The sequence below is a fragment of the Cupriavidus sp. KK10 genome, assembly GCF_018223725.1.
GTDB classification, from domain to species: Bacteria; Pseudomonadota; Gammaproteobacteria; order Burkholderiales; family Burkholderiaceae; genus Cupriavidus; species Cupriavidus necator.
Map to the genome: position 1 here is coordinate 397,338 of NZ_CP073677.1, position 15,015 is coordinate 412,352.

Annotated in this window: 18 protein-coding genes; 14 read left to right on the plus strand and 4 right to left on the minus strand. The window is 67.0% G+C overall.

The window, feature by feature from the left end:
* The first annotated feature begins 17 nt into the window (after window positions 1–17).
* Window positions 18–995: a tripartite tricarboxylate transporter substrate binding protein gene (locus KB879_RS02060; RefSeq protein WP_013955432.1), complete on the plus strand. Its 978-nt coding sequence runs from the start codon at window positions 18–20 to the stop codon at window positions 993–995.
* Window positions 996–1,011: 16 nt separating this feature from the next.
* Here the strand turns inward: KB879_RS02060 and trmL are convergent, their stop codons facing one another.
* Both trmL and KB879_RS02070 read right to left on the minus strand, forming a co-directional pair.
* Entirely contained in the window at window positions 1,012–1,482 is a 471-nt protein-coding gene (trmL, locus tag KB879_RS02065; RefSeq protein WP_211980660.1) for a tRNA (uridine(34)/cytosine(34)/5-carboxymethylaminomethyluridine(34)-2'-O)-methyltransferase TrmL, read from the minus strand.
* Between the two features lie 83 nt (window positions 1,483–1,565).
* Window positions 1,566–2,234, minus strand: a complete 669-nt coding sequence (locus tag KB879_RS02070; RefSeq protein ID WP_249221243.1) for a ComF family protein — start codon at window positions 2,232–2,234, stop codon at window positions 1,566–1,568.
* A gap of 70 nt (window positions 2,235–2,304) precedes the next feature.
* On the opposite strand from KB879_RS02070, the gene KB879_RS02075 reads away from it, so the two are divergent.
* From KB879_RS02075 to KB879_RS02110, 8 genes are all read left to right on the plus strand, one after another.
* Window positions 2,305–3,258, plus strand: coding sequence for a methyltransferase domain-containing protein (locus KB879_RS02075; RefSeq protein WP_193351035.1), 954 nt, complete (start codon window positions 2,305–2,307; stop codon window positions 3,256–3,258).
* 272 nt (window positions 3,259–3,530) lie between these two features.
* Complete coding sequence (locus KB879_RS02080) at window positions 3,531–4,040, plus strand: DUF2244 domain-containing protein (protein WP_013955437.1); 510 nt, start codon at window positions 3,531–3,533, stop codon at window positions 4,038–4,040.
* 58 nt (window positions 4,041–4,098) lie between these two features.
* Window positions 4,099–5,361 (plus strand): cytochrome c oxidase subunit II, encoded by a 1,263-nt coding sequence (gene coxB, locus KB879_RS02085; RefSeq protein WP_013955438.1) that lies wholly within the window; start codon window positions 4,099–4,101, stop codon window positions 5,359–5,361.
* Window positions 5,362–5,399: 38 nt separating this feature from the next.
* Complete coding sequence (ctaD, locus tag KB879_RS02090) at window positions 5,400–7,007, plus strand: cytochrome c oxidase subunit I (protein WP_010814820.1); 1,608 nt, start codon at window positions 5,400–5,402, stop codon at window positions 7,005–7,007.
* A 74-nt stretch (window positions 7,008–7,081) separates the two neighbouring features.
* Entirely contained in the window at window positions 7,082–7,213 is a 132-nt protein-coding gene (locus KB879_RS02095) for a cytochrome oxidase small assembly protein (protein ID WP_010814819.1), read from the plus strand.
* A gap of 17 nt (window positions 7,214–7,230) precedes the next feature.
* Entirely contained in the window at window positions 7,231–7,842 is a 612-nt protein-coding gene (locus tag KB879_RS02100) for a cytochrome c oxidase assembly protein (RefSeq protein WP_013955439.1), read from the plus strand.
* A gap of 39 nt (window positions 7,843–7,881) precedes the next feature.
* Window positions 7,882–8,106, plus strand: coding sequence for a DUF2970 domain-containing protein (locus tag KB879_RS02105; RefSeq protein ID WP_013955440.1), 225 nt, complete (start codon window positions 7,882–7,884; stop codon window positions 8,104–8,106).
* A gap of 144 nt (window positions 8,107–8,250) precedes the next feature.
* The gene (locus KB879_RS02110; protein WP_013955441.1) at window positions 8,251–9,111 is read left to right on the plus strand and encodes a cytochrome c oxidase subunit 3; all 861 of its coding nucleotides are present in this window, start codon (window positions 8,251–8,253) and stop codon (window positions 9,109–9,111) included.
* A 129-nt stretch (window positions 9,112–9,240) separates the two neighbouring features.
* Here the strand turns inward: KB879_RS02110 and KB879_RS02115 are convergent, their stop codons facing one another.
* The gene (locus KB879_RS02115) at window positions 9,241–9,450 is read right to left on the minus strand and encodes a twin transmembrane helix small protein (RefSeq protein ID WP_013955442.1); all 210 of its coding nucleotides are present in this window, start codon (window positions 9,448–9,450) and stop codon (window positions 9,241–9,243) included.
* Between the two features lie 75 nt (window positions 9,451–9,525).
* Here KB879_RS02115 and KB879_RS02120 point away from each other — a divergent pair, with 75 nt between their 5' ends.
* The 5 genes from KB879_RS02120 to KB879_RS02140 all read left to right on the plus strand — a co-directional run bounded on the left by KB879_RS02120 (window position 9,526) and on the right by KB879_RS02140 (window position 13,810).
* Complete coding sequence (locus KB879_RS02120; protein ID WP_211980661.1) at window positions 9,526–10,293, plus strand: SURF1 family protein; 768 nt, start codon at window positions 9,526–9,528, stop codon at window positions 10,291–10,293.
* Window positions 10,294–10,346: 53 nt separating this feature from the next.
* Window positions 10,347–10,997, plus strand: coding sequence for a cytochrome C oxidase subunit I (locus tag KB879_RS02125; protein ID WP_194946769.1), 651 nt, complete (start codon window positions 10,347–10,349; stop codon window positions 10,995–10,997).
* A gap of 10 nt (window positions 10,998–11,007) precedes the next feature.
* Window positions 11,008–12,120 (plus strand): heme A synthase, encoded by a 1,113-nt coding sequence (locus tag KB879_RS02130; protein ID WP_013955445.1) that lies wholly within the window; start codon window positions 11,008–11,010, stop codon window positions 12,118–12,120.
* On the plus strand, window positions 12,117–13,061 hold the full coding sequence (gene cyoE / locus KB879_RS02135; RefSeq protein WP_013955446.1) for a heme o synthase: 945 nt from the start codon (window positions 12,117–12,119) through the stop codon (window positions 13,059–13,061). The genes KB879_RS02130 and cyoE overlap by 4 nt, the downstream gene beginning before the upstream one ends.
* Before the next feature lie 128 nt (window positions 13,062–13,189).
* Complete coding sequence (locus KB879_RS02140) at window positions 13,190–13,810, plus strand: SCO family protein (RefSeq protein WP_211980662.1); 621 nt, start codon at window positions 13,190–13,192, stop codon at window positions 13,808–13,810.
* Between the two features lie 106 nt (window positions 13,811–13,916).
* Here KB879_RS02140 and rpoH read toward each other — a convergent pair whose 3' ends face one another.
* Window positions 13,917–14,813, minus strand: coding sequence for an RNA polymerase sigma factor RpoH (gene rpoH, locus KB879_RS02145; protein ID WP_371827408.1), 897 nt, complete (start codon window positions 14,811–14,813; stop codon window positions 13,917–13,919).
* Window positions 14,814–15,015: the final 202 nt, after the last annotated feature.

A 15,015-nucleotide genomic window follows, 5' to 3' on the forward strand; every position in this document is an offset into this window, starting at 1 on the left:
CTGATCCTCTGCACCGCATGCCCACACGACGACAAGCGCTGATCGCGCTGGCGGCTGCCTGCGCTGCCGGGACTTCCGGCAGCGTCTTCGCCCAACCCTGGCCCGCGCGGCCGATCCGCATGGTGGTGCCGTTCCCGCCGGGCTCGTCGCCCGACTTGATCGCGCGCATCGTGACCGAAAAGCTGGCCGCCGCGCTGGGCCAGCCGGTGGTGGTGGAAAACCGTCCCGGCGCCGGCGGCAATATCGGCACCGGCATGGTGGCGCGCGCCGCCCCCGATGGCTATACGCTGCTGTTCACCATCAACGGCCCGCTGGTGACCGCGCCGACGCTGTCGCGCAACCTGAACTACGACCCGTTCCGCCAGCTGGCGCCGGTCACGCTGGTGGCGACCTCGCCCAACGTGCTGGTGGTGGATGCGCGCCTGCCGGTGCACAACCTGCGCGAGTTCGTCGCGCTGGCACGGTCGAAGCCGGCTGAGCTGAACTATGGCTCGCCCGGCAACGGCAGCGCCTCGCACCTGGCGATGGAGCAACTGAAGGCGATGGCGGGCATCGACCTGCAGCACGTGCCGTACCCCGGCTTCCCGCAGATCACCACGGCGATGGTGGGCGGGCAGGTGCAGGCGGGCTTCATGGTGCCGGCGATCGCGATGCCGCAGGTCAACGCGGGCAAGCTGCGCGTGCTGGCCGTGACCACCACGGGGCGCACGGCGGTGTTGCCGTCGGTGCCGACGGTGGCGGAATCCGGCTACCCGGGCTTCGAGGCGATTTCCTGGCAGGCGGTGCTGGCGCCGGCGGGCACGCCGCAGGCTGTGATCGACCGGCTCTACCGCGAGCTGGTGGCGATCATCGGCAGCGCCGACGTGCGCGACAAGATGCGCGCGCAGTATTTCGTGCCGGCCGGTACCGCGCCAGCCTCGCTGCGCCAGACCATGGTGAGCGAGAAGGCACGCTGGGACAAGGTGATCCGCGCCGCCGGCGTGCAGCCGGAGTAGGCGCTGGCCGGGCGGCTCAGCTGCCGCCTTCGAACCCGTTCTGGCGCCACGCCTCGAACACCACCACGGCGACCGTGTTCGACAGGTTCAGGCTGCGGTTGTCGGGCCGCATCGGCAGCCGGATGCGCTGCGCGGGCGGGAACCAGTCGCGCCGCTCCGGTGATAGCCCGCGCGTCTCGGAACCGAACACGAACCAGTCCCCGGGCCGGAACGCCATCTGGCCGAACGGCGTCGAGCCGCGCGTGGTCAGCGCGAACATGCGCGCCGGGTCGGGCTGCTCGCTGGCCATGAGCGCGTCCCAGCTTTCATGCACGCGCATGGTGGCGTACTCGTGGTAATCCAGTCCCGCGCGGCGCATGCGCGCGTCTTCCAGCGGAAAGCCCAGGGGTTTGACCAGGTGCAACTGCGCGCCGGTGTTGGCGCACAGGCGGATCACATTGCCGGTATTGGGCGGGATTTCCGGTTCGACCAGGACGACATTGAACATGATGCAGGGGATGGCGGGCGCGCTGCGCCCTTCGTCAGAACGGTGCGCAGCTTACCGCGCGCACCGGCCAGTGTCATCCAAAGCTACGGCGTGCGCAGCGCGACGATCACGCTGACGCGGGCCGCGCCATGCGCCTTGAGCACGCTGGCGGCTTCGTGCACGGTGGCGCCGGAAGTCATCACATCGTCCACCAGCGCCACGTGCAGGCCGTCCAGCCGCACGGCGCGCGCCAGCCGGAAGGCGCCGCGCAGGTTCACCTGCCGGGCGGCCAGGTCCAGCGCGCGCTGGCTGCCGGTGTCGCGCTGGCGCTGCAGCAGCACCGGGTCGGCGCGCAGGCCCAAGTGGCGCGCCAGCGGCCGCGCGATTTCCCAGGCCTGGTTGAAACCACGCGCGGCCAGCCGCTGCGGTGACAGGGGGATGGGTGCGATCAGGTCGGGCGGCGCCCGCCGGGCGCCGGCCCAAGCCCCCGGCAGCCCCGCGGCCAGCCGGGCCGCGAGCCAGCCCGCCAGTGGCAGCGCGTGGCCGAACTTGAGCGCCAGCACCAGCTGGTCCTGGGGCGACGCGTAGTCGCCCAGCGTGTGGGCGTGATCGAATGCCAGGGGCGATGCGGCGCAGGCCGGGCAGTGGAAGTGGCGCCCCAGCGCCAGCGCGCAGGCCGGCCAGCACCTTGCCGGCGGCGCCGGCAGCCAGCGCGGCGCGCGCGTATACTTGCCGTCCGGCCGCAGCCCATCGGGCGCCGCGGCCGCGTTCATCCGGCGCCCGGGCCTGATCCTGTATCTGCCCCCGCGCCGGTTCCTGATTTTCTTGCTGCCCTGTCTGCCCGTGTCCCTGCATGCCGCTGATTCCCCCGATGCCTTCCTGCCCCCCGCGCGCCTGACCCGGCTCGCCTTCGACCGGCGCAGCCGCGGCTTCGGCCAGCTGGACTTCCTGCTGGGCGAAATCGGCCGCCGCATGCAGGAGCGCATGGAAGTGATCCGCCTGGCGCCGCAGCGCGCGCTGGATATCGGCTGCGGCCACGGTCAGGGCCTGGCCGGGCTGCGCGACCGCTTCCCGGATGCGCAGATTGCCGGGCTGGACATCTCCGGCGCGATGCTGGCCGAGGCCGGCCAGCGCGACCCGCAGCGCCGGCCCGGCTGGATCGGCCGCATGCTGGGCAAGCGGCCGCTCTTTGACCTGGTCCAGGGCGATCTTGCCACACTGCCTTTTGCGCCCGCGAGCTTCGACCTGCTGTGGTCCAACCTGGCGCTGCACTGGCATCCGGAGCCGCACCGCGTGTTCCCGGAGTGGCACCGCGTGGCGCGCGACGAAGGGCTGGTGCTGTTCTCGCTGTTCGGCCCGGACACCCTGAAGGAGCTGCGCGCGGCCTTTGCCGAAGTCGACGAAGCTCCCCATACGTTGCGCTTTGTCGACATGCACGATATCGGCGACATGCTGGTGCACAGCGGCTGGTCCACCCCGGTGATGGACATGGAGACGCTGACCGTGACCTACGAGTCCCCCGCCACGCTGCTGCGCGAGGTGCAGGCCTTCGGCGGCCTGCGCGGGCCGGCCGCTGCGCTGCCGCAGGGCCTGCGCGGCCGCGGCTGGTACCAGGCGCTGGCGCAGGCGCTGGAGCGGCGGCGCAACGCCGACGGCGTGATCCCGCTCACCTTCGAGATCGTCTACGGCCACGCCTGGAAGCTGGCCCCGCGTGGCGGCCAGGCGGTCGACGACCAGGGCCGCGCGGTGGTGCCGCTGGACCAGATCGGCCGTGCAAGGCCGCGCCGGACAAGTTAAAACAGAGTTAACTTGCGCCGGTGCGGGATTGCCGCAAACATAGCACCGGCGCGGCGGGCAGGGCGATGGCGGGGCTCTTCCCTATGCACAGAATCAAGCGGCGCGCAAGCCGTCCGGTCAAGGCGCGCCCTTGTCCGTGTATAGGAAGCGCCCTATAATGCGCCAGTTTGTCGCAGTGGTCCCCTGGCACAAGAACGTCCTGGTTTTGCACTTGCACTGTGCGGCCCGGGCGCCATCGTCCCGGGTGTGCATCCGATGCAGAGTGGTTGGCGATGCAAGACTTGGGTATCGCACTCCAGACGGCAGGTGGTGACTCCGGCGGAAATCTCGACGGACCTCTCCCCGCGCCCCACGACTGGCTGATGAAGCGGAATTGCTCGCTGTCTCCACGCCAGGTCGGCTGGTTTTACCTCTCGATCCTCACGGTTTCGCTTGCCATCGCGTTGTTTTTCGCGTGGCAAGGGTCCTGGCTCGTGCTGCCATTTGCCAGCATCGAGCTGATCGGGCTGGGGATCGCGCTGCTGGTGTATGCGCGCCATGCGACAGACTATGAGCGCGTCAGCATTACCGACGGCATGCTGGTCGTGGAGACAGCCAGCGGCACAAAGGTGACGCGCCGGGAATTCAACCCGCGCTGGGTGCGGGTCGAACTGGGTGAATCGTTCCGCGCGCTGGTGACGCTGCGCTCGGGCGGGCGTGAGGTACAGGTGGGGTGTTACGTGGACCCGTACCGGCGACGCAAGTTCGCGCAGGAGCTCGCAGCGGCCTTGCGCCGCCTCTGAGAGGCGGCGGTGGCGGCGGCGGGGACAGATTTGAATCTGTAAATTGGGTAGATAACAAATGAAAATGTGGAAGAAGGCATCCGCAGTTTGTCTGGCCGGCGCGTCCCTGCTTGCCAGCCAGACGGCGTCCGCGGTCAGCGACATGCCGGGCGGCCCCGCCGTGCGCCAGCTCAACCTGACCGAGCCGGTTACCAAGATCGCCGAACAGATTCACTGGCTGAACTGGATGATGCTGATCATGTGCACGGTGATCTTCATCGCGGTATTCAGCGTGATGTTCTATTCCGTCTTCAAGCACCGCAAGTCCAAGGGTGCGAAGCCTGCTGCCTTCCACGAGAGCATCACGGTCGAAGTGATCTGGACCATCGTCCCGTTCATCATCGTGATTGCGATGGCCCTGCCGGCGACCAAGACCGTGGTGGCGATGAAGGACACCACCAACTCCGACGTCACCATCAAGGCCACCGGCTACCAGTGGAAGTGGGGCTATGACTACCTGAAGGGCGAAGGCGAAGGCATCTCCTTCGTGTCGACCCTGACCACCCCGCGCGAGCAGATCAACAACGAGCAGCCCAAGTCGAACACCTACCTGATGGAGGTGGACAACGAGCTGGTCGTGCCGGTCAACAAGAAGATCCGCATCGTTACCACTGCCAACGACGTGATCCACGCCTGGATGATCCCGGCCTTCGGCGTCAAGCAGGATGCGATCCCCGGCTTTGTGCGCGACACCTGGTTCAAGGCCGAGAAGATCGGCGTGTACCGCGGCCAGTGCGCCGAGCTGTGCGGCAAGGAACACGCCTTCATGCCGATCGTGGTGCGCGTGGTTTCGGACGCCGACTACACCAAGTGGGTCGACGGCAAGAAGAAGGAGCTGGCGGCCAAGGCCGACGATCCCAACAAGACCTGGACGCTGGACGAGGCCAAGGTGCGCGGCGAGAAGATCTACGCAGCCAACTGCGCGGTCTGCCACCAGCCCAACGGCAAGGGCGGCGGCGCCTTCCCGGCGCTGGACGGCTCCAAGGTGGTGAACGGCCCCAAGGCCGGCCAGATGCACATCCTGCTCGAAGGCAAGGGCGGCATGCCGTCGTGGAAGCAGCTCTCGGATACCGAGCTGGCCATGGTCATGACCTATACGCGCAACGCCTGGAGCAACAAGACGGGTGAAGTGATCCAGCCGAGCGACTTCGTGGGTGCCCGCGCGGGCAAGTTCCCCGAGGGCGGCGGCGCGGCCGGCGGCGAAGCGCCGAAGGCCGAAGCCAAGCCGGCCGACAAGGCTGACAAGCAGGCCAGCCTCGCGGGCAACCGCGTCGCGGGCTGACCCGCTGAAGACAGAACAGGATTAGAGGAGCATTTGCGATGAGTACTGCTACCCCGGACGCGCTCGCCCATCCGCACGATCACGCGCATGACGACCACGCGCACGACCACCCGCATGGCTGGCGCCGCTGGCTGTTCGCGACCAACCACAAGGACATCGGTACGCTGTACCTGCTGTTCTCGTTCATCATGCTGCTATCGGGCGGCTTGCTGGCACTGCTGATCCGCCTGGAGTTGTTCGAGCCGGGCCTGCAGTTCTTCCGCCCCGAGCTGTTCAACCAGTTCACCACCATGCACGGCCTGGTGATGGTGTTCGGCGCGATCATGCCGGCCTTCGTCGGCTTCGCCAACTGGATGATCCCGCTGCAGATCGGCGCGTCCGACATGGCGTTCGCGCGCATGAACAACTTCAGCTTCTGGCTGATGCCGCCGGCCGCGCTGCTGCTGGCCGGCTCGTTCCTGGTCCCGGGCGGCGCCACCGCCGCCGGCTGGACCCTGTACGCGCCGCTGTCGGTGCAGATGGGCCCGGGCATGGACATGGCCATCTTCGCGATGCACATCATGGGTGCGTCGTCGATCATGGGCTCGATCAACATCATCGTGACCATCCTCAACATGCGCGCCCCGGGCATGACGCTGATGAAGATGCCGATGTTCTGCTGGACCTGGCTGATCACCGCCTACCTGCTGATCGCCGTGATGCCCGTGCTGGCTGGCGCCATCACCATGGTGCTGACCGACCGCCATTTCGGCACGAGCTTCTTCTCGGCCGCCGGCGGCGGCGACCCGGTGATGTACCAGCACATCTTCTGGTTCTTCGGCCACCCCGAGGTGTACATCATGATCCTGCCGGCCTTCGGGATCGTCTCGCAGGTGGTGCCGGCGTTTGCCCGCAAGCGCCTGTTCGGCTACAGCTCGATGGTGTACGCCACCGCCTCGATCGCCATCCTGTCGTTCATCGTGTGGGCCCACCACATGTTCACGACCGGCATGCCGGTGACCGGCCAGCTGTTCTTCATGTACGCGACCATGCTGATCGCGGTGCCCACCGCCGTGAAGATCTTCAACTGGATCGCCACCATGTGGCGCGGCTCGATGACCTTCGAGACCCCGATGCTGTTCTCGATCGGCTTCATCTTCGTGTTCACCATCGGCGGCTTCACCGGCCTGATGCCGGCCGTGGCCCCGATCGACATCCAGCTGCAGGACACCTACTTCATCGTGGCGCACTTCCACTATGTGCTGGTGGCCGGCTCGCTGTTCGCGCTGTTCGCGGGCTTCTACTACTGGGGTCCGAAGTGGAGCGGTTTCATGTACAACGAAACCCGCGGCCAGATCCACTTCTGGGGCTCGATCATCTTCTTCAATGTCACCTTCTTCCCGATGCACTTCCTGGGTCTGGCCGGCATGCCGCGTCGCTATGCCGACTATCCGACCCAGTTCGCGGATTTCAACGCGATCGCGTCGATCGGTGCGCTGGGCTTCGGCCTGATGCAGGTGTACTTCTTCTTCTTCGTGGTGCTGCCGTCGTACCGCGGTGGCGAGAAGGCCGCCGACAAGCCCTGGGATGGCGCCGAGGGCCTGGAGTGGACCGTGCCGTCGCCGGCGCCGTTCCACACCTTTGAAGTTCCCCCGCAGGTCCGCTAAGGCGCGGCCAGCGTAATCAGGCAGCGGGAGGCGGCAGCGTCCGCCTCCCGCGCCGGCAGGCAACAGAAGCAACTATGCAGTCTCCAGACAAAAGCCCATCACGCCCGGACCAGAAGGCCGCCAACCGCCGCCTTGGCCTGATCCTGCTGTCGATCGTGGTGGTTTTCTTTCTGGGGTTCTTCGCCAAGATGATGTTTCTTGGCTGAGGCGGCAGGGTAGCGAGATGAGCAACGACCAGCAGGCTGGCAGGGAAGCGGACAAGCGGTTCAACCGCGGCATGATGCTGCGCCTGGTCGTGATCGTGGCCGTGATGTTCGGCTTCGGCTATGCGCTGGTGCCGCTGTACAAGAAGATCTGCGAGATCACCGGCATCAACGTGATCACCACGCGCGAGCTGCACGGCGCGGTGAAGAACACGCAGGTCGACAAGAGCCGCACCATCACGGTGGAGTTCGACTCCAACGCGCGCGGGCCCTTCGCCTTCCGGCCGGTGAAGAACAGCATGGAAGTGCACCCGGGCGAGATGGCGACGATCGTCTATGAGGTGGCCAACGGGCAGCCGCGCGATATCTCGGCGCAGGCCATCCCGAGCTACGCGCCCAAGCAGGCGACCCAGTATTTCATGAAGCTGGAGTGCTTCTGCTTCAAGCAGCAGACGCTCAAGGCGAAAGAGGCGCGCGAGATGCCGGTGGTGTTCGTGATCGATCCCGCGCTGCCCAAAGATGTGAAGAATATTACGCTGTCGTACACCTTCTTCGAGGTGGGTGCGCCGGTGGCGCAGGCGCCCGAGGGCCAGGTGGCGCCGCAGCCGGCACCGGCCGGCAAGGGCATCTGAGACGGCTGCGGTGCATGCCGGGGCTGAGGAGGACGGGCGATGGATGAGATGAAGGACGCGGTCAAGCGCAAGATGTCGTTCGCGCAAACCATGCGCGCGGTGCTGTGGTCGTTCATCGGCCTGCGCAAAGGCGCCGAGCACGAGCGCGACATGGCCCGGTTAAACCCGGTGCATGTGGTGATCGCAGGCGTGATCGCGGCGGCCATCTTCATCGCGGTGCTGGTGGTCATCGTGCGCATCGTGGTGGGACAGGCAGCGGGATAGCAGGGCAGGAAGGGTAGACAACAAAAGCAGTCGCAGAACAAAGCAACCGCGGCGGCGGGGCCGGCCCAGAGGAGGGGGCGGCCCGCAGTGCCAAAGCGCGGATCACGAATACTGAATCAAAGACTCTGAGCTGGAGATAAAAGAATGAGTGCGAATCGCGCAAACGCTCCGTACTACTTCGTACCGGGCCCGTCGCGCCACCCGATCACGGCAAGCTTCGGCCTGCTGATGACGGGCGCGGGAGCCGCCGGTTGGGTAAACGGGCAGCCCTGGGCGCCGTACCTGTGCGGCTTCGGCCTGCTGTGGTTCCTGTTCGTGCTCAAGAGCTGGTTTGGCGACGCCATCAGCGAGTCCGAAGGCGGCATGTACGGCAAGAACATCGACCTGTCGTTCCGCTGGTCGATGGGCTGGTTCATCTTCTCGGAGGTGATGTTCTTCGCGGCTTTCTTCGGCGCGCTGTTCTATGCCCGCACCATCGCCATGCCGTGGCTGGGCGACCTGAACAACAAGATCCTGTGGCCCGACTTTGCCGCGGTGTGGCCCAACACCGGCCCGGCCGGCGTGGTGGAAAGCTTCCAGACCATGGGTCCGTGGCCGATCCCGACCATCAACACCGCGCTGCTGCTGATGTCCGGCCTGACGCTGACCTGGGCGCACCACGCGCTGCTGGCCGGCAAGCGCAGCCAGCTGATCCAGGGCCTGTCGCTGACCATCCTGCTGGGCGCGGTCTTCATGTGCTTCCAGGTGTACGAGTACATGCACGCCTACTCGGAACTGAACCTGAAGCTGTCCTCGGGCATCTACGGCTCGACCTTCTTCCTGCTGACCGGCTTCCACGGCTTCCACGTGACCATGGGCGCTATCATGCTGACCGTGGTGCTGATCCGCGTGCTGAAGGGCCACTTCACGCCTGATCACCACTTTGCATTCGAAGGCGCTGCCTGGTACTGGCACTTTGTTGACGTGGTGTGGCTGTTCCTCTACGTCGTGGTGTACTGGCTGTAAATCCGGCTGCCGTACCCGCCGGCGCGCCCCTCGGGGGCGGCCGGCGCCAACGCAAAAGAGAAACGCCGCAGGAGGTTGTCCAGCCTGCGGCGTTTGTCTTTTGCGGGCCTGCTGCCCGCGTCCTGGCGTTCAGGGCGCCATGCGGATGCCCGTGCTGTGGATCCAGCCCATCCAGTTCGAGAACAGGATGAACAGGAACAGCGCCACCGAGAACCCGACACGCAGCATCAGCGAGCGCATCATGTTGGGCGTCGTGCCGCGGTCGCGCATCATGAAGAACAGGGCGGAGGCCAGGCTGGCGATGATCAGGATGAAGGCAACGATGATGACAATGCGCATGGCGGGGCAGGTCGGGGCAAAGAGCGACGGAAAAACCCATTATCGCACCGGCCCGCGTTGTGGTCCCGCCTGGCGATGACAGTGCGCCGCAGGTTCAGCCCGCTGCCGCTGGCCGCCGCGCTGGTGGTGATCGCCGTGACCTGCGCGCTGGGCAACTGGCAGCTCAACCGCGCGCACGACAAAGAGGCGCGCGCGGCGCGGCTGCAGGCGCTGTCGGCGCAGCCGCCGGTGTTGCTGGGCACGGCGCCGCTGCCGCAAGTTGTGACCGACCGCACGGTCCGCGTGACCGGGCGCTTTGACACGGCCCGCAGCGTATTGCTGGATAATCGCCCCCACGGCAATGGCAGCAGCCCCGGGGATAGCCGCGCCGGCTTCCTGGTGCTGACGCCGCTGCGGATTTCAGCCGCCTCGCCAGCGCCAGCAGGTGCCGCCGGCGCCATGCAGGCGGTGCTGGTGCTGCGCGGCTGGCTGCCGCGCGATGCCCAGGACCGCACCAGGATTGCGCCGTTCCCCACGCCCGAGGGCGAGGTAACGATCGAAGGCACGGCACTGGCGGCCGTGCCGCGGGTCTATAGCCTGGGCCAGGACGCCGCTGGCAGCAAGATCCGCCAGAACCTGGACATCGCTGCCTATGCGGCCGAAACCGGCCTGGCGCTGCACCCGCTGGTGCTGGAGCAGCGCAGCGACACCGGCGATGGCCTGGCGCGCGACTGGGCCCCGGCCGACTTGGGCGCGGACCGACACTACGGCTATGCCTTCCAGTGGTTCGGGCTGGCCGCGCTGACGGTGGTGCTGGTGGCCGTGCTGGGCTGGCGCCGCGCGCGCCGGGTGGCCGCACCGTAACTCGAATGAACCGGGCGCATGCGCTCGCCGAAGACAAAGGACAGACGTACTCCATGGCACAGCAAGACTCCGCCCCGGCCGCCGCGGCCTCGCCGCCGGATACCCGCATCGATGCGCGCACGCGCCGCGGCCGCCTGCAGATGCTGATGCTGTTGCTGGTGTGCGCGTCGCCGGTGATTGCCTCTTACTTCACCTACTACGTGATCAAGCCGCGCGGTGGCGCCACCAACTACGGCGCGCTGGTCGACCCGCAGCGGCCGATGCCGCCGGTGCGCGTCACCGACGAGCAGGGTCGTGCCGTGCCGCTGGAGCAGTTCCGCGGCAAATGGCTGCTGGTGACCGCCGATCCGTCCGCCTGCGACGAGGCCTGCGCGAAGAAGCTCTTCACCATCCGCCAGATCCGCGCCGGGCAGGGCCAGGACCGCGAACGGATCGTGCCGGTGTGGCTGGTGACCGATGATGGCAAGATCGACGAGCGCCTGACCGCCGCCTACAACGAGCCCTACGCCGGTGTGCGTTTCCTGCGCATCGACCGCCAGGCCGCCCAGCAGTGGCTGCCGGCCGAACCCGGCAAGCGCGCCGAGGACACCCTGTTCCTGGTCGACCCGCTGGGCAACCTGATGATGCGTTTCCCGCAGGACCCGGACCCCAAGAAGATGAGCGGCGACCTGAAGAAGCTGCTCAAGGTCTCGCGCATCGGCTAAAGGGGACGGCATGCTGCTGCAACTGGCCATCATCGGCATCCTGATCGCGCTGTTTCCGCTGTCCTACGTGCTGGTGAAAGGGGACCGCAACAAGTACCGCAAGCTCGCCTGGATCACGGCGTTCCTGACGCTGGACCTGATCATGTTCGGCAGCTTCACGCGCCTGACCGACTCCGGCCTGGGCTGCCCGGACTGGCCCGGCTGCTACGGGCACTCCAACCCGCACGCCGCGATGGAGCCGATCCGCGCGGCCGAGACCGCGCTGCCCAGCGGCCCGGTGACGCTGGCCAAGGCGTGGATCGAGATGATCCACCGCTACTTCGCCATGGCGGTCGGGGTGCTGATCATCACGCTGATGGTGCTGGCGTGGGTCAAGCGGCGCGAGCTGAAGCAGTCGCCGTGGTTCGCCACCGGGGTGCTGCTGCTGGTGTGCGTGCAGGGCGCGTTCGGCGCCTTCACTGTGACCCTGAAGCTGCAGCCCGTCATCGTGGTCACGCACCTGATGCTGGGCATGGCCCTGCTGGCCGTGCTGATCCAGCTGGGCTCGCGCAACGATCCGCCGCACCCGGTCGCGGCGCAGGCCGCGCGCCTGCGCTGGCCGGTGCGCATCGGCCTGCTGCTGCTGGTGATCCAGATCTTCCTGGGCGGCTGGGTCAGCACGAACTACGCGGTGCTGGCCTGTACCGACTTCCCGCTGTGCAACGGCCAGCTGGTGCCCGAGATGGATTTCCGCCACGGCTTCACGCTGTGGCGCCAGCTGGGCATGACCGCCGACGGCGACTACATCCCGCACGCGGCGCTGGTGGCGATCCACTGGGTCCACCGCGGCTTTGCCTTTGTCGTGCTGGGCTACCTGGCGTGGCTTGGCCTGCGCGCGCGCAGGCTTGAAGGGCTCGCGCGCGCGGCCGGCTGGCTGCTGGGCACGCTGGTGCTGCAATTGGCCACCGGGATGTCCAATATCGTGTTCGACTGGCCGCTGGTGGCCGCGGTTGCGCACAACGGCGGCGCGGCGCTGCTCCTGCTGCTGCTGGTCCGCCTCCACTACAATACAGGGCTCGCAGGGCTCACCATGCGGGCCGCCGGCGCCCCCGCTGCCGTGCCGAACGCCGCCCGCGCCACATGAAAGACAAGACCCCTTCCGTGGTTACCGCTACCCACCCCCATTCGCTGGGCAAGTTGAGCCGGATACGGCACCTTGCCCGACAATACGCCGCCCTGACCAAGCCGCGCGTGACGCAGCTGGCCGTGTTCTGCGCCATCATCGGCATGTTCCTGGCCACGCCCGGCATGGTGCCGTGGCGCGTGCTGATCGGCGGCGCCGCCGGCATCTGGCTGCTGGCCGGTGCGGCCTTTGCCATCAATTGCCTGGTCGAGCAGAAGATCGACGCGCTGATGCGCCGCACCGCGTGGCGCCCGTCGGCCACCGGCGAGATCACCACGCCGCAGACCCTGGTGTTCTCCGCCATCCTGGGCGGCGCCGGCATGTGGCTGCTGCACGTCTACGCCAACGACCTGACGATGTGGCTGACCTTTGCCACCTTCCTCGGCTACGCGGTGGTCTACACCATCCTGCTCAAGCCGGCCACGCCGCAGAACATCGTCATCGGCGGACTGTCCGGGGCGATGCCGCCGGCGCTGGGCTGGGCCGCGGTGGCGGGCGAGGTGCCGGCCGAGGCCTGGTTCCTGGTGCTGATCATCTTCACCTGGACCCCGCCGCACTTCTGGGCACTGGCGCTGTACCGCCGCGCCGACTACGCCAAGTCCGGCCTGCCGATGCTGCCGGTCACGCACGGCGAGCGCTATACGCTGCTGCATATCCTGCTGTACACGCTGATCATGATCGCCGCGACGCTGCTGCCCTTTGTCTACGGCATGAGCGGCTATATCTACCTGGCGGCCGCGCTGGCGCTGGGCGCGGGTTTCCTGGCCTATGCCTGGAAGATGTACCGCAACTATTCAGACGAACTGGCGCAGCGCACCTTCCGCTTCTCGATCCTGTACCTGTCGCTGCTGTTTGCCGCGCTGCTGGTCGACCACTACTTCAAGTTCGTGCCCCAGGTCTGACCTGTGGCCCACCGGCTGCGGCATCTTGTCGCGGCCGGCGCAGCGTGGCGACACGATCGGCGATACTGCGTGATGTCGCCGCCCTCCGGTGCCGCCGTTTCCTCCCACCCCTGACCGGTTTCCGCCGCATGCCCCGCCTAAGCCCCGCCTCCGGCCTGTTCGCCGCCTTCCGCCGCTTTTCCCTGCTGGCCGCGCTTGCGCTGGCCGTGGCTGCCTGCGGGCAGCAGAAGGTCTCGTTCCGCAATGTCGACATCACCGGCGCGGCGGACTTCGGCAAGGACTTCTCGCTGACCGACCATCACGGCAAGGTGCGCACCATCGCCGACTTCAAGGGCAAGGCGGTGGTGATGTTCTTCGGCTACACCCACTGCCCGGACGTGTGCCCGACCACGATGGCCGAACTGAAGGCGGTGATGGAGAAACTGGGCCCGGACGCCGACCGCGTGCAGGTGCTGTTCGTCACGGTCGATCCGGAACGCGACACGCAGGCGCTGCTGGCCCAGTACGTGCCGGCCTTCGATGCGCGCTTCCTGGGGTTGCGCCCGGCCGACGAAGCCGCACTGCAGAAGGTGACCAAGGACTTCAAGGTGTTCTATGCCAAGGTGCCGGGCAGCTCCCCGAGCAACTACACGGTGGACCACTCCGCGGGCAGCTATGTGTTCGATCCGGAGGGCAAGCTGCGGCTGTTCATCCGCCACGGCCAGGGTCCGGATCCGATCGCGCACGACCTGAAACAGCTGCTGTCGTGATGTGAAAGGGAGGGAAGGGGTGCGGCATAACGTCGCACTTGTCCCCTCGCGGGCAACAAAAAGGCCGGTCCAGTGGACCGGCCTTTTGCATGGCTGGGGGAGCGGGTCAGGCGAACGCCTGCAGCGCCCCCTTCATCTTCTTCATGGCCGCGGCCTCGATCTGGCGGATGCGCTCGGCCGAGACGCCGAACTCGTCAGCCAGCTCATGCAGCGTGGAGCCGCCCGAGCCATCGTCCTCGACGTGCAGCCAGCGCGCCTCGATGATGCGGCGGCTGCGTTCGTCCAGCTTGGCCAACGCCTCTTCCAGACCCTCGACCTGCATGCGGTCGTGGCGCTTGGCTTCCAGCACGCGGGTGGGCTCGTTGTGGTTGTCCGCCAGGTAGGCGATGGGGGCGAATTCCTCTTCGCCGTCGTCGATCTGGCCTTCCAGCGCCAGGTCGCCGCCCGACAGGCGGGTTTCCATCTCCATCACTTCTTCGGGCTTGACGTTCAGCTCGCGCGCCACGGCCTCGACCTGCTCCGGCGTGAACGTGTGTGCGCCCTGCTTGTGGCTGCGCAGGTTGAAGAACAGCTTGCGCTGGGCCTTGGTGGTGGCCACCTTGACCATGCGCCAGTTCTTCAGCACGTATTCGTGGATCTCGGCCTTGATCCAGTGCATCGCGTACGACACCAGGCGCACGCCCTGGTCGGGGTCGAAGCGCTTGACCGCCTTCATCAGGCCGATATTGCCTTCCTGGATCAGGTCGGCGTGGGGCAGGCCGTAGCCCAGGTACTGGCGGGCAATCGACACCACCAGGCGCAGGTGGGACATCACCATCTGGCGGGCAGCATCAACGGAGTCGTGGTCGCGGAGCTCGCGCGCCAGGCGCTGCTCTTCCTCCGCGGTCAACAACGGAATCCGGTGGACAGCCTGGATATAGCTGTCGAGGTTGCCAACGGTGGCCGGGAAGGTCAGCGCAAAGCTGCCCGTGCTCCGGGGTGCCGTCGGCAGACGGTTATTCAGGGTTTGGTCGGCAGACAAGACTGCGTTCACTCAATGGCTCCTTTCGCATCCGGCGGTTCGGTTGCCGGTGTGCCGCGCCTCTTGGTCGGCGGCACTGCAACACATATTAGCACTCAGGCCGGGTGAGTGCTAATTGGAGTCCCGATGGCAGTGATAGTTCCACTCGATTGCTCTTGCGGATAGCATAGCTACTTACCGCTTC